This is a genomic window from Hydrocarboniphaga sp. FW305-C-57 (genome assembly GCF_058783045.1).
The window spans coordinates 100,490-113,958 of the sequence record NZ_JBYSYG010000009.1; the positions used below are offsets into that span (position 1 = coordinate 100,490).

Below are 13,469 nucleotides of genomic sequence, written 5' to 3' on the forward strand. Positions count from 1 at the left end.
ATCGATAGCGCCCGTGGTTGCTTGTGCGGGCGCGGCGCTTGCCCGGACAATGCCGGCCTTCTCCGACCTGCCCCATGAACGCCCTACGCGGTTCACGCCCTTTCAGCTGGCTGGCCCTGCTCGCGATCCTCGCGCAGCTGCTGCTGCCCGCGACGCACGCGGCGGCGATGGGCCACGCGGGCACGGGCGATCCGCTGCACCGGGCATTCTGCGGACTGGCTTCGGCGCAGGCGCTGCAGACGCTGCGCGAAACCGCTCCGCCCGAACTGCTGCGAGCGTTGGCCAAGGCTGGCACGGCGGCCGACTCGGACGAGCAGACCCATCAGCGCGCGGTCGCCTCGGCCTGCTCGCTGTGCGCCGGCTTGTCCGCGCTGCAGTTCGCGGCGCTCGGCGGCCAGGCGCCGGCGTTCGCACTCGCGGCGAACGGCCCGGTCCTCGCCGTCGTGGTCGAGGCGCCGGCGCCGCTGGCGGCATCGACGCGGCAGCCTTCTCAACGCGGTCCTCCCTCCCACTCCTGATCTAGCGCACGCCCGACGCGCCCCGCGTCGACTGTCGTTGGTCCGGCTTCCGGCTTCTTGTCGGCGCCCCATCAGGAGTTCCCATGCTGTTCTCGCATGCACGCTTACGTGCGCTGGCCGGCGCCTCGCTCGCGCTGCCGACGTTGTGCCTGGCCGATGCGGCCACCGTGTCCACTGCCGCAGTCCCTGCGGCGACCGAAGTCGCCGCAGCCGATTCGATCGAGCCCGAAACCATCGAGGTCATCGGTGTGCGCCGCGACGATGAAAAGGCTTCGATCGCGCAGACCGCGAGCACGCTCACGCGCGAGCAGTTCGCCACCATGCCTTCGGCCAGCATCGGCGAAGTGCTCGCGCTGGTTCCGGGCGTGACTTTCGTGCAGGGCAACGGCCCGCGCGACGTGTCGATCTCGGTGCGCGGCTCCAACGCGCGGCAGACTTTCGGCGTTCGCAACCTGCAGGTGTTCGAGGACGGCTTTGCGGTCACGCAGCCCGACGGCCTGGCACGCACCGACCTGACCGATCCGCATGCATACGGCAGCATCGAGGTCATGCGCGGCCCCTCGTCGGCGCGCTACGGCAACTACGCGACCGGCGGTGCGATCGACTTCCGCACGCGCCCGGGCCGCGATCTGCAAGGCGTCGAAGGCGGCATCGATCTCGGCAGCTATGGCTATTCGAACGAGTACCTCACGGCCGGCGGCGGTGACGAGCGCTTCGAATACAGCGCTTTCGCGAGCCACGTGCGCGGAGACGATCCGGCCACCGAGCACACGCGCTATCGCACGACGACGCTGAACCTGCTGACGAGCTGGCAGGCCACCGCGGCCGATCGGCTGACCTTCAAGTTCATCCACAACGATCTCGATACCGATCTGTCGCTGCGGCTCTCGCGCAACCAGTACGAGCTCAACCCGTATCAGCGCGGCTGTGCCGATCAATCGGGCCAGGGCTGCGCCACGCTGAGTGTGTTCGCGAACGGCTTCAACGGCACGCGCGTGCCGCTGAGTCCCGAGCAGGCCGGCATCGGTCGCGACGACCGCCGCACGATCGTCGGCGCGCGTTGGGAGCACGCCTTCGACGCGAGCACCGATCTGCGCACGCAGCTCGTGTTCGACAACCGCGACATTCGCCAGCCGACCGGCAACACCTCGTTCAACGGCACCTACCCGTCGTTCAATCTCATGAGCGATCTGACGCATCGCGGCGCCTGGTTCGGGCTGCCGAGCAAGAGCGTCATCGGCGTGTATGCGAATCGCGAGGAGCTCAACTACAACGTCTTCAACCTGACGCTTGCAGGCCATGCGACGCTGGGCGGGCAGACGCAGGGACTCGGTGGCGAACATCTGAACGCGGGCGCCCGCGTTCGCGAAGAACTCACGCTGAGCGCGCGCAGTACCGTGGTCGCCGGTATCGGCGTCGAATACACGCATCTGCAGGCGCAGCTGCGCAACTACGGTTACAACAGCACGCCGCCGACGATCACGCGCATCGATGCGGATCGCGAGTTCGTCAACGTCGCGCCCGAGCTGGGACTGCGGTTTGCTGCGAGCGAGCAATGGACCTTGCATGCGCGCGCGGCGGTGGGCTACGGAACGCCTCAGGTCGGCAACCTGTTCGTGACGCCGGACGGCGTCGCGGGCAACAACACCGAGCTCGAGGCGCAGCGCAACCTCGGTTTCGACATCGGCGCCGAATGGAATGTGGCGCGTCAACTCCAGGCGAGCCTCACGGGCTTCCACGAATTCTTCCGCAACGAACTCGTGACGCAGTCCGCCGGCGCGAATCTGCAGAACTACACGTTCAATGCCCCGCGCTCCGAGCATCGCGGCATTGAAGCCGCGCTCGACTGGCACCCGCTGCCGAATGCCCTGCCGGGTGCGCACGTCTCGCTCTCGTATCTGCTCGACGACCAGCGCTACGAGCGCTACACCGAGCGGCTCAGCGCAGGCGATCGCTCCGCGACCTTCGAGCGCGACGGCAACGATCTTCCGGGCGTGACGCCGCAGACGCTCAATGCTCGCCTGATCTACGACCAAGCCAGCGGCGCGCTGGCCGGGCTCGGCGGCTACCTCGAGCTGAGCTGGCGCGACGACACCACGCTCGACAACGCGAACCTGCTCGATGCGCCGGGCTACAGCCTGGTCAATCTGAACCTGCATTACGCGGCGCCGCAGGGCCACGGCATCTGGTCGCGCTTGAGCGCCTACGCGGCCGTGCAGAACCTGCTCGACAAGACTTACATCGCCTCGGCCTCGAACGTCTCGAACACGCTCAATGCGGGCACTGGAGAGCAGAACGGACGCGATGTGCTGCTCGCGTCGACGGGCTCGATCTACGCGGGAACTCCGCGCAGCGTTTTCGCCGGCCTGCGCTTGAAGTTTTGAGGAAAACACCATGACGACTCACGCTCGAGAGCAGACGCATGCCAGCCGCTGGCCCGACTACCGCACGGTCTGGCGCTGGCATTTCTACGCCGGCCTGTTCTGCATTCCGTTCGTGCTCTGGCTCGCGTTCACCGGCACGCTGTACCTGTTCAAGCCGCAGATCGAGGCCTGGCTCGATGCGCCCTACGACGAGCTGAGCATCGACGGCACGCGCGCGAGCGTGTTCGATCAGGTGCAGGCCGCGGTGCAGGCCGTGCCGAACGGGCGATTCAAGAGCTACGAGCTGCCGGCGACGCCGCGATCGGCCGCGCGCGTGCTCGTCGACGACGACACGCGCAGCTGGCGCGTCTACGTGCATACGCAGACGCTCGAAGTCTTGCAGCGCGTCGACGATGCGCAGCGGCCGATGAAAGTCATCTCGAGGCTGCACGGCACTTTATGGCTCGGCGATCGCGGCTCGAACCTCGTCGAGCTCGCGGCCTGCTGGGCGATCGTGATGATCCTGAGCGGCCTTTACCTGTGGTGGCCACGCGGCCGTTTCCGGCTCGGCGGCCTGTTGTGGCCACGCTTGCAGGCGCGCCGCCTGTTGCTGCGCGACCTGCACGCGGTGACGGGATTCTGGATCTCGGTGCTCGCCTTGTTCCTGATCTTCAGCGGCCTGCCGTGGGCGAAGTTCTGGGGCAGCAGCCTGAAATCGCTGCGCGAGCTCGGCAGCAGCAGCGAAGTGCGGCTCGACTGGACGCTCGGCGGCAAGCCGGTCGTCGCCGACGAACATGCGCATCACCAAGGGCATCATCATCACGTCGAGCCGATGGCGTCGAATGCGGCCGACTACGAGCGCGTCGTCGAGAGCGTGCGGGCGCTGTCGCTCGCGGCGCCCGTGATCATCACGCCGCCGACGCAGGATGCACTGTGGTCCGCGCGCTCGGATGCGCAGAACCGGCCGCTGCGCGTGACGCTGCAGGTCGATGGCGACACGGGCGCGATCGTAAATCGCCAGGACTTCGCCCAGCGCGCCTTGATCGATCGCATCGTCGGCGTCGGCATCGCTGCGCATGAGGGCCAGCTGTTCGGCTGGATCAACCAGCTGCTCGGCACGCTGACGACGGTCGGGCTCATGCTGCTGTGCGTGAGCGCGGTGATGATGTGGTGGAAGCGCAGGCCCGGCGGAACGCTCGGTGCGCCGCTGCCTCCGCGTGTGCCGGAAGGGCAGCCGCGCTATGCCCTGCTGTTCTTCGCGCTCGTGATCGCGCTCGGCCTGCTGCTGCCGCTGATGGGCCTGTCGCTGCTGCTCGTGCTTGCGATCGAGCGCGGCGTGTTGCGGCGCATGCCCGCTGCGCGCCACTTTCTCGGCCTGCAGGCCGCCGCATGACCCAAGCGCGAGCCGGACGACGCAGCGCCTGGGGCGATCGATTCGCCCTGGTGTTGCTGTGCGTCGCCTGGTTCGCGCAAAGCGCAGGCGCGGTATTGCACGAGCGGCTCATGCCGCGACGCGGCGTCGCCGATGTGTTCTGCGGCATCGCGAGCGACGAGACGCTGCGCTCGTTTCGCGCGAATGCGCCGAGCGAACTACTCGCCGCGCTCGCGAAGCGCCGCAACGAAGCGAATCGCAGCGACGCGCTCTGCGATCTCTGCGTCGGCGTTCATGCGCAGCTCGCCGCCGGGCTTGCCGCTTCGCCGCCGCTATTTGCTTTGGTTGGTGGTGATGAGTTCGTGCGTGCGCTCGCCGAAGCGCTGCGCGCGCAGTCGCAGTGGTTCGCCTTCGAGGCGCGTGGTCCTCCGGTTTCAAGTTGATCGAAAAAACTCCTTGAGCCGGCATCGACTAGCGGAAACCAGCAGGCGATGCCGGTCTATCGCCGTTCGTTCAACCATAAAAACCTTAGGGATCACATGAAACTGGAATCACAGGCCGCGAGACGCTCGCTGGCCGCAACGCTGCTGTTCGCTTCCAACGCTGGTTTTGCATCTGACGAAGCCGTGCAGCTGCCGAGTATCGAAGTCCATGCGAACGCGGAAGCGTCGCTGACTTCTCTGACCGCGGAACAGGCGCGCGAGCAGATCGAGCGTACGCCGGGCGCGGTCGAAGTCATCGGTGACGACGTCTGGAAGCACACGCAGGCGCGCACGATCAAGGACGTGCTGAACTACAGCGCGGGCGTTTTCGTGCAGCCCAAGTGGGGCGAGGACACGCGGCTGTCGATCCGTGGGTCGGGCCTGTCGCGCAACTTCCATCTGCGCGGCGTGCAATTGCTCGTCGACGGCATTCCGCTCAACGCGGCCGACGGCAGCGCGGATTTTCAGGAGATCGATCCGAGCGCGTTTCGCTACACCGAGGTCTACAAAGGCGCGAACGCGCTGCGCTACGGCGCGAACTCGCTCGGTGGTGCGATCAACTTCGTCACGCCGACCGGGCTCGATGCTTCGGCCTTGCAGGCGCGTGTCGACGGCGGCAGCTTCGGCTTCTGGCGTGCGCAGGCATCGACTGGCGGACAGCTTGGCGATTTCGACGGCTATCTGAGTGCCTCGTATCTCGAACAGGATGGCTATCGCGATCACAGCGACGGCGAATCCAGGCGCGTCGCCGGCAATCTCGGCTATCGATTCACGTCGCAGCTCGAAACGCGTTTCTATCTGATCGCCGCCGACATCGAGCAGCGCATTCCGGGCTCGGTCACGCGCGAGGCGGCCTTGCACGATCCGAAGGCGGCGCAGCCGAACAATCTGACGCTCGATTACCAGCGCAACATGCAGACCTGGCGCGTCGCGAACAAGACCACGTACAAGATCGGTGGATTGACGCTCGAAGGCGGCGTGTTCGCCGTCGAGAAGCAGCTGATCCATCCGATCTTCCAGTACCTCGACTACCAGTACAACGATCGCGGCGCGTTCGCGCGAGCGGTCTACGATGGCCGCGTCGCAGGGCTGCCGAATCGCGTGACTTTGGGAACGAACTGGTTCGGGGGTCGCATCGACAACCGGCAGTTCGTGAATCTGCCCGGAGCGCAGCGTGGCGACGTCAGGTCCGCCTCGGCGGATCGCTCGAAGAACTTCACGCTGTACGCGGAGGACGCGCTGCAGTTGTCGCCGGAATTTTCGCTGATCGGCGGCCTGCAATATCTCGACGCAAGCCGTGAGCGCAGCGATCACATCACCGACGATGCGACCGATACCTCGGGACGCGCGGACTACGATTTCGTGAGTCCCAAGGTCGGCCTGCTCTGGCAGGCGGCGCCACGCGTGCAGGTGTTCGGCAACCTGTCGCGCAGTGCGGAAGCGCCGAGCTTCGGCGAGCTCAACTTCACGAACGCCGCCTTGTCCGACACCAAGGCCCAGCGCGCGACGACGCTCGAAATCGGCACACGCGGCGAGCACGGCGGGCTGCGCTGGGACATCGCGATCTACCGCGCGCAGATCGAGCACGAGTTCCAGTACTTCGACCTCAACGGCAATGGCAACTACCAGGTCACCAACGCCGACGACACCGTGCATCAGGGCCTGGAAGTCGCCGGCCAATGGACCTTTGCGCGACAGCTGCTCACGGACGACGCGCTGTCGCTCAAGCTCGCCTACACGCTCAATGATTTCTTCTTCGATGGCGATGCGAGCTGGGGCGACAACGATCTCCCTGGAGCGCCGAAGCACTATCTGCGCAGCGAGCTGATCTATCAGCTCACGCGCGGCTTCTACGCCGGCCCGTCGCTCGAATGGGTGCCCGAGGCGTACTACGTCGACAACGCCAACACGCAGAAGACCAAGGCCTACGCACTGCTCGGACTACGTGCCGGCTACGACAACGGTCAGCGGTGGTCGGTGTACGTCGACGCACGCAATCTCACCGACGAGCGCTACATCGCGAGCGCGAGCGTCGCGGCGGTCGCGACGCCGGCTTCGCTGCTGTACGAGCCGGGCGATGGGTTTGCGGTATTTGCGGGTGTGAACTGGCGGTTGTAATGGATGCAAGCCGTAGGTTGGTTTACGGCTTTGCCGCCAAGCCACCCTGCGGCTCGATCGACAGCGTCTGGCGCATCGCTTCCTGCGGATCATCGATCTCGAACAGGTTCGGAAACAGGTAAGCCGCCGCGTAGACCGGAAATGCCGGCAGCAGATCGGCCCTTGAACTCGTGGCCGTCAGCAGGCCGTCCGCGACGCATTCGGACACCACGTTTCGCGCCGCGCGTTCGCCCAGACCGAGCAGACGACTCGCAGCGCCGCGTTCGAGCCGGCCCATGAACATGGCTTCGATCAGCAGCGGTGCGGCGCGTTCGTCGTGGCCGGTGACGAGCCTGCGCTCGGCGCAGAAGCGCAGGACGCGATCCTTCACGTGCTCGATCTGCAGGCGCGCAGCCATGAAGCCGATCTGGTCTTCGCAGGTGTCGAGCATGAAGTCGGCGAAGCGGACCGCGTTCTTGAGCGACAAGGCGCCGCGGCCGTCGAAATCACCCTGGCGCGGTGAGTCGGCAAGGGCGAGGTGTTCGTAGTAGCGGCTGCGCTGCTTCGCCAGGCCGCGCGAGAGCGACCACAGACCGTCGGCTTCGAAGCCGTGCCGGGACAGCATCGCGGTCGTGAGCAGGCGGGCGATGCGGCCGTTGCCGTCGAGAAACGGATGGATCCAGGCGAAGCGGTGATGGGCGAGCAGGATATGCGCGGGTGTTTTGGGCAGGCGCTTCCAGGCGTCGGCGTAAGCGCTGAGCAGGTCCGGCAGGTCTTCGGGCACCGGGGCCAGATGGGCGCCGACATCGACATGCCGCGTGCGCAACTCGCCTGGCTCGTTGACGGCGGTCTCGCCCTCGCGGCCCGTCACGATGCGCAGGCTTTCGGGCAGTTGCGAAACGAAATGCCGATGCAGTTCGCAGATGAAATCGCTGCCGGCTAGGTCCAGCGCGGGCTCGTCGCGAAGGCGCCAGCGCATCCAGCGCTCGGTTTCGATGTGGGCGACCGCCAGCGTGGCGAGTTCGTCCGCGCGCCCGGGACGGCGCTCGGCGAGGCTGCGCTTTAGCGCCCGTTCGGCTTCGATCGGTCGCGTGCTCTGGCCTTCGATCAGGTTGGAGTAGTAGCTGTTGATGCCGGCAAGGCACTCTGCGAGCGCCGTGCGCGTCGGCGGCGGCAACCGGCCAGCGAGCTCGCCGGACATGCGCGCGATCGCAGTTTCCCGCTCCCGCAGCTCAGGGCCTTCCAGTGCGTAGAAAGACAGGCGGGTGGCAGGCAACATATGCCGGTTAAAATGCCGTGTTAATCGATTGATTGGAATAGATACTATTCCATTTTATCGATCAACGTATGCCGGTTCGTATGCCGCTTGATGCTCCGGCTTCAGCGAGGGTCAAAGAAAACCCCGAAGAGCTGCGCGCTTCGGGGCCGGGGATTGCCGAACGGCCGCTATCGGCGCATCAGTTCGGCGCCACGTACAGCAGCCGGTTCGGCGAGCCCGTACCCGGCGAGGTGACGACGTTCGGAGTCGATGCGGCGACCAGGGCCGCTTCGGCCTGCGCCGCGCTCGCGCCGGAGGTGGCGAGATAGCGGGCGACGACGCCGGCGACCAGCGGGCTGGCCATCGAGGTGCCGCTCAGCGTCGAGGTGCCGGTGTCGTTCTGATAGCTCGCCGAGACCACGTTGGAACCCGGGGCGAAGATGTCGAGGCAGGTGCCGTAGTTGGAGTACGAGGCGCGCGCATCGGTGTTGGTGGTCGCGCCGACGGTGATCGCCGCGGGCAGGCGGGCCGGCGAGGAGTTGCAGGCATCGGCGTTGTCGTTGCCCGCGGCCACCACGGCGACCACGCCGGCATTGATCATCGCCTGCACGGCCTGGTCGAGCGTGGCCGAAGCCCCGCCGCCGAGGGACAGGTTGGCCACCGCGGGTAGCTGGCGGTTCGCGGCCACCCAGTCGACGCCCGCGATGATCGTGGAGGTGGCCGTGGTGCCGCCGCAGCTGAACACACGCACCGGATGCACGATCGCGCTCTTGGCGGCGCCATAGGTGCTGCCGACCGCGGTGCCGGAGACATGGGTGCCGTGGCCGTTGCAATCGGTGGTGTCGGTCGGAACCGGTGCCGGACAGCCGAGGCCGAGCAGGGTGCATAGCAGCGGGCTGCTGTTCGGGGCGAAATTGCGGCCGTTGCCGACCCGGCCCGCGAAATCGGTATGCGAGGCGCGCAGGCCGGTGTCGATCACGTAGACGTGCACGCCGCCGCCGGCTCCGACCGGGTAGCTGTAGCTGCCGCTCAGCGGCAGGGCGCGCTGGTCGACGCGATCGAGGTTGTACGGGGCGTTGAACTGGGTTTCGACGAGTTCCATGAACTGGTCTTCTTCGATGTGCTCGACCGCCGGATTGTTGGCGAGCGCTTCGATCGCGGCCTTGGGCAGGCGCACGCTGAAGCCGCGCACCGTGTGATCGTAGTTCTGCAGCACTTCGCCGCCACCCACCGCGCCGACGAGGCGCTGGGCGAGGGTGCGGATCGGCGTGGCCCGGCTGGCCGCATCCTTCTTGAGCACCACGATGTACTGGTCGGGCACCGCGTTGACGCCCTTGCGTTCGATGGTGGCGGCGTCCGCGGCGCCGACGGTGAGCAGCAGTAGTGCGCCGGCCAGAGCGGCATGAATGGCGTTGCGTTTCATTGAGTCTCCCTTCTCACGTGGACGACGGGCCTCGGAACGGACCCGACTGTGCTGTCAGGAAGATCGGCGGGACCTTGCCGTTTGGCAATAGGGAAACGCCCGGATGGACGTAGGAAAGCAATTGACGCTAGGGAAGGGTCGATTTCACCCTATTGAATTCGACGAACCCGAATGCGCAGGTTGCGATCGTGGAAGCGCATCCAGTAATTGCCGAGGAAGTTCTTCTCGATCGTCACGGCCGGGCTGCTGAATTGGACGTCGACATCGCGGTCGTCGACGTTGAGCCAGACCTGGCCGTTCTCGAGCGTGTAGCGGTTGCCCTTGACGATGCGGTCGAGCGGCCCGAGCACGCGCGTCTCGATCTGGTCGGGCTCGGGGGCTTTGGCCGCCGGCCTGGCGAGGTCGCCTGCGCCGAACGCGGCCGGGTCCGGTGCAGGCGGAACCGGAGCCGGCATGGCGGGATCCGGGGTGGTGGCGACTGGCGGCGGGGCCGGCGGCATCTCGTTCATGCCTTCGGTGGTCGGCGTCGGCAGCAGCCGGTCGAAGCAGCTGAGCCGCGAACTCGCGTCGGCGAGTGTCCGGCAATGGCGGTAAGCGGTTTCGAGATCGCTGGGCTGGGCCTGCGCCCCGATCGAGGCGAAGCCCAGCGGCAACGCGACCCAGGCGAAGCCGCGAACCCTCATGCGAGCACGTGTTCGGCCTGCTGGTCGGCGTGGTAGCTCGAACGCACCATCGGGCCGCTGGCCACGTGCGAAAAGCCCATCTTCTCGCCGACGATGCGCAGGCGCTCGAACTCGTCGGGGTGCACGTAGCGCATGACCGGGTGGTGGTGCTTGGACGGCGCCAGGTACTGGCCGAGCGTGAGCATGTCGACCTTGTGCGCGCGCAGGTCGAGCATCACCTGCTCGATCTCGCCGATCTCCTCGCCGAGGCCGAGCATGAGGCCGGACTTGGTCGGCACCTTCGGGTGATAGCCCTTGAAGCGCTCGAGCAGGTCGAGCGACCACTCGTAGTCCGAGCCCGGCCGCGCCTGCTTGTAGAGGCGCGGCACGGTTTCGAGGTTGTGGTTGAAGACGTCCGGCGGGTTGTCCTTGAAGATTTCGAGCGCCGGGTCCATGCGGCCGCGGAAGTCCGGAACCAGCACTTCGATGACCAGGTTCGGCGAGAGCTTGCGCGATTCCTGGATGCAGGCCGCGAAGTGCCCGGCGCCGCCGTCGAGCAGGTCGTCGCGGTCGACGCTCGTGATCACCACGTAGCGCAGCTTGAGCGCGGCGATGGTCTGGGCCAGGTGCGCGGGTTCGTCGGTGTCGAGCGGCTTCGGGCGGCCGTGGCCGACGTCGCAGAACGGGCAGCGGCGCGTGCAGATGTCGCCCATGATCATGAAGGTGGCCGTGCCCTTGCCGAAGCATTCCGACAGGTTCGGGCAGCTGGCTTCCTCGCAGACCGTGTGCAGCTTCTGCTCGCGCAGGATCGACTTGATCTGGTCGACCTGCTGCGACTGGCCCATGCGCACGCGAATCCAGTCCGGCTTGCGCATCGGCAGGTCGGCCGGGGCCTCGACCTTGATCGGAATGCGGGCCATCTTCTCGGCGCCGCGCAGCTTGACGCCCGCAACGACCGGGGCGGGACGGCGGACGGGGGCACTGGTGTCGCTGGGGGGAACGCTCATGGGCTTTTCGCTATCGGCTCAAGCAAAAACATAGTTTACGCCCGTTGACCCACGGGCGAGGGCTGGTCGGAACTCACTAATGTCCGAGGCCGGTATTTCAAGTAGCGGGCCGGCGGCGCTCCGAGTTGTACGGTCAGGGCGCCCGGGGCGTGTTCCAGAGCCTGTCGAGTTGCGTGTCCGTCAGCGGCGACTGCGCCGGCCCGCCGAGCACGGGCAGCCACTCCGCTGGCGTCGGCAGTGCCTCGCCCTGGGCTCCTGCGCCGCCCCAGGCTTCGAACTTCATCGCGAGCGCCAGCGGGCCGTTCTGTACGGTTGGGGCCGCTACTTTGTCGAGCGCTTGTAGAAGAGCGCTGCGCAAATCGGCCGGCAGTTCGGCCGACGTCACGAGCCAGCAGCGCGCCTGCTGCCCGGGTTCGACGATGACCACCGCCGCGCCCGTGAAGCCGGCGCCGGCCGCTCGCGCCGACAACACCTCGCGCAGCGCATGCGACAGCCCGTGCACGTAGCCGCCGAGCTTGATCGGGCCGCCCGGAACCCGATCGCGCACGACCTCGTCGGCCTGGTAGAGCTTCAGGCCCACGGGTCGGTAGACGAAACCCGCCGCAGACGCGCTCGAAAAACAGAGCGCGAGCAGCAGCATCCAAAACACCGAACGAGGCCTCAAAGCGAAACGATGAAGACCTAGACCAAAGTGGGCTAGCACCTCATGGGGGCGCGGCCGAACATCGCGGTCTTCGTTTTTGTCGTCCGGAGCCGGCATGTATCTCGATCGCATCAAGAATCCTTCCTTGTGGGCCAAAGTGGTGTCGGCCGAAAGCGCGGCCCGGCTCATCGAGGACGGCATGACCGTGGGCATGAGCGGCTTCACGCGTGCAGGTGAAGCCAAAGCCGTGCCGATGGCGCTGGCCGAGCGCGCGCGCCACGATCCGGTCGGCATCACGCTGATCACCGGCGCCTCGCTCGGCAACGATCTCGACCGCACGCTCGGCGAAGCTGGCGTGATCAAGCGGCGCATGCCGTTCCAGGCCGATCCGGGCCTGCGCAAGCTCATCAACGACGGCAAGGTCATGTTCGTCGACCAACATCTGTCCGAAACGGTCGAGATGCTGCGCTCGGGCCAGATCGGGCCGATCGACGTCGCCATCGTCGAAGCCGTCGCGATCAAGGAGAACGGCGAGATCGTGCCGACGACCTCGGTCGGCAACTCGGCGACCTTCGCGCTGCTCGCGAACAAGATCATCGTCGAGCTCAACATCGGCCACAGCGCCTCGCTCGAAGGCCTGCACGACATCTACATTCCGACGCGCCGTCCGTATCGCGAACCGATTCCGGTCACTTCGCCGCAATCGCGCGCCGGTTTGCCGTTCATTCCGGTGGATATTTCGCGCATCGCCGCGATCGTCATCACCGACCGTCCGGATTCCTGCGCGAGCGTCACCGATCCGGACGAAGGCACGGCCGCGATCGCGGGCCATCTGACCGAATTCCTCGGCCACGAGGTCAACAAGGGTCGGCTGCCGCTGAGCCTCGCGCCGCTGCAGGCCGGCATCGGCTCGATCGCCAACGCGGTGATGCACGGCTTCATCGACAGCCGCTTCAACAACCTGAGCATGTATTCCGAAGTGCTGCAGGACAGCACCTTCGACCTGTTCGACTCCGGCAAGCTCACGTTCGCCTCGGGCTCGTCGATCACGCTGTCGCAGGCCAAGATGGACGTGCTCAAGCATCTGGAGCGCTACAAGAGCCGGCTGATCCTGCGTCCGCAGGAAATCTCGAACCATCCCGAAGTGATCCGCCGTTTGGGCCTGATCGCGATCAACACCGCGCTCGAGGCTGATCTCTACGGCAACGTGAACTCCACGCACGTCTCGGGCACGCACATGATGAACGGCGTCGGCGGCTCGGGCGATTTCGCGCGCAACGCCTACCTGTCGGTGTTCGTGACCAAGTCGACGGCCAAGGACGGACGCATCTCGTCGATCGTGCCGATGGTCACGCACGTCGATCACTGCGAGCACGACGTCGACCTGATCGTCACCGAACACGGCCTCGCCGATCTGCGCGGGCTCGCTCCGCGCGAGCGCGCTCCGCTGATCATCGGGAACTGTGTCGATCCGAGCTATCGCACGCTGCTTTCCGACTACTTCAAGGATGCGCTCAAGCTCGGCGGCCAGACGCCGCACGTGCTCGACCGCGCGTTCTTCATGCACGCCGCGTATCGCGACACCGGCAGCATGCTGCCGCAGCTTGCCAAGCCGAAAGCCAGGGCGGCGGCTGCAGCGTGATT

Annotated in this window: 11 protein-coding genes; 6 read left to right on the forward strand and 5 right to left on the reverse strand. The window is 66.6% G+C overall.

What is annotated here, in order from left to right; translation table 11 throughout:
• Positions 1-74: 74 nt before the first annotated feature.
• The 5 genes from AC3WUM_RS17830 to AC3WUM_RS17850 all read left to right on the forward strand — a co-directional run bounded on the left by AC3WUM_RS17830 (position 75) and on the right by AC3WUM_RS17850 (position 6,853).
• Positions 75-518 carry a DUF2946 family protein gene (locus AC3WUM_RS17830; RefSeq protein WP_492411866.1) on the forward strand — a complete coding sequence of 148 codons (444 nt, stop codon included), beginning with the start codon at positions 75-77 and terminating at the stop codon, positions 516-518.
• Between the two features lie 83 nt (positions 519-601).
• Positions 602-2,902, forward strand: coding sequence for a TonB-dependent receptor family protein (locus AC3WUM_RS17835; protein ID WP_492411868.1), 2,301 nt, complete (start codon positions 602-604; stop codon positions 2,900-2,902).
• Between the two features lie 10 nt (positions 2,903-2,912).
• A complete protein-coding gene (locus tag AC3WUM_RS17840; RefSeq protein ID WP_492411870.1) occupies positions 2,913-4,274 on the forward strand; it encodes a PepSY-associated TM helix domain-containing protein in 1,362 nt (453 codons plus the stop codon).
• Positions 4,271-4,696: a hypothetical protein gene (locus AC3WUM_RS17845; protein ID WP_492411871.1), complete on the forward strand. Its 426-nt coding sequence runs from the start codon at positions 4,271-4,273 to the stop codon at positions 4,694-4,696. The genes AC3WUM_RS17840 and AC3WUM_RS17845 overlap by 4 nt, the downstream gene beginning before the upstream one ends.
• 96 nt (positions 4,697-4,792) lie before the next feature.
• Positions 4,793-6,853, forward strand: coding sequence for a TonB-dependent receptor family protein (locus AC3WUM_RS17850; protein ID WP_492411873.1), 2,061 nt, complete (start codon positions 4,793-4,795; stop codon positions 6,851-6,853).
• A gap of 22 nt (positions 6,854-6,875) precedes the next feature.
• On the opposite strand, the gene AC3WUM_RS17855 is transcribed toward AC3WUM_RS17850, so the two are convergent.
• The 5 genes from AC3WUM_RS17855 to AC3WUM_RS17875 all read right to left on the reverse strand — a co-directional run bounded on the left by AC3WUM_RS17855 (position 6,876) and on the right by AC3WUM_RS17875 (position 11,831).
• Positions 6,876-8,033 carry a Fic family protein gene (locus AC3WUM_RS17855; protein ID WP_492411874.1) on the reverse strand — a complete coding sequence of 386 codons (1,158 nt, stop codon included), beginning with the start codon at positions 8,031-8,033 and terminating at the stop codon, positions 6,876-6,878.
• A gap of 256 nt (positions 8,034-8,289) precedes the next feature.
• Positions 8,290-9,513: a S8 family peptidase gene (locus AC3WUM_RS17860; RefSeq protein ID WP_492411875.1), complete on the reverse strand. Its 1,224-nt coding sequence runs from the start codon at positions 9,511-9,513 to the stop codon at positions 8,290-8,292.
• Positions 9,514-9,662: 149 nt separating this feature from the next.
• Positions 9,663-10,196: a hypothetical protein gene (locus AC3WUM_RS17865; RefSeq protein WP_492411877.1), complete on the reverse strand. Its 534-nt coding sequence runs from the start codon at positions 10,194-10,196 to the stop codon at positions 9,663-9,665.
• Positions 10,193-11,182, reverse strand: a complete 990-nt coding sequence (gene lipA, locus AC3WUM_RS17870) for a lipoyl synthase (RefSeq protein ID WP_492411878.1) — start codon at positions 11,180-11,182, stop codon at positions 10,193-10,195. The genes AC3WUM_RS17865 and lipA overlap by 4 nt, the downstream gene beginning before the upstream one ends.
• 133 nt (positions 11,183-11,315) lie before the next feature.
• Positions 11,316-11,831 (reverse strand): hypothetical protein, encoded by a 516-nt coding sequence (locus AC3WUM_RS17875; RefSeq protein WP_492411879.1) that lies wholly within the window; start codon positions 11,829-11,831, stop codon positions 11,316-11,318.
• A 109-nt stretch (positions 11,832-11,940) separates the two neighbouring features.
• On the opposite strand from AC3WUM_RS17875, the gene scpC reads away from it, so the two are divergent.
• A complete protein-coding gene (gene scpC / locus AC3WUM_RS17880) occupies positions 11,941-13,467 on the forward strand; it encodes a succinyl-CoA:acetate CoA-transferase ScpC (protein WP_492411880.1) in 1,527 nt (508 codons plus the stop codon).
• Positions 13,468-13,469 lie beyond the last annotated feature (2 nt).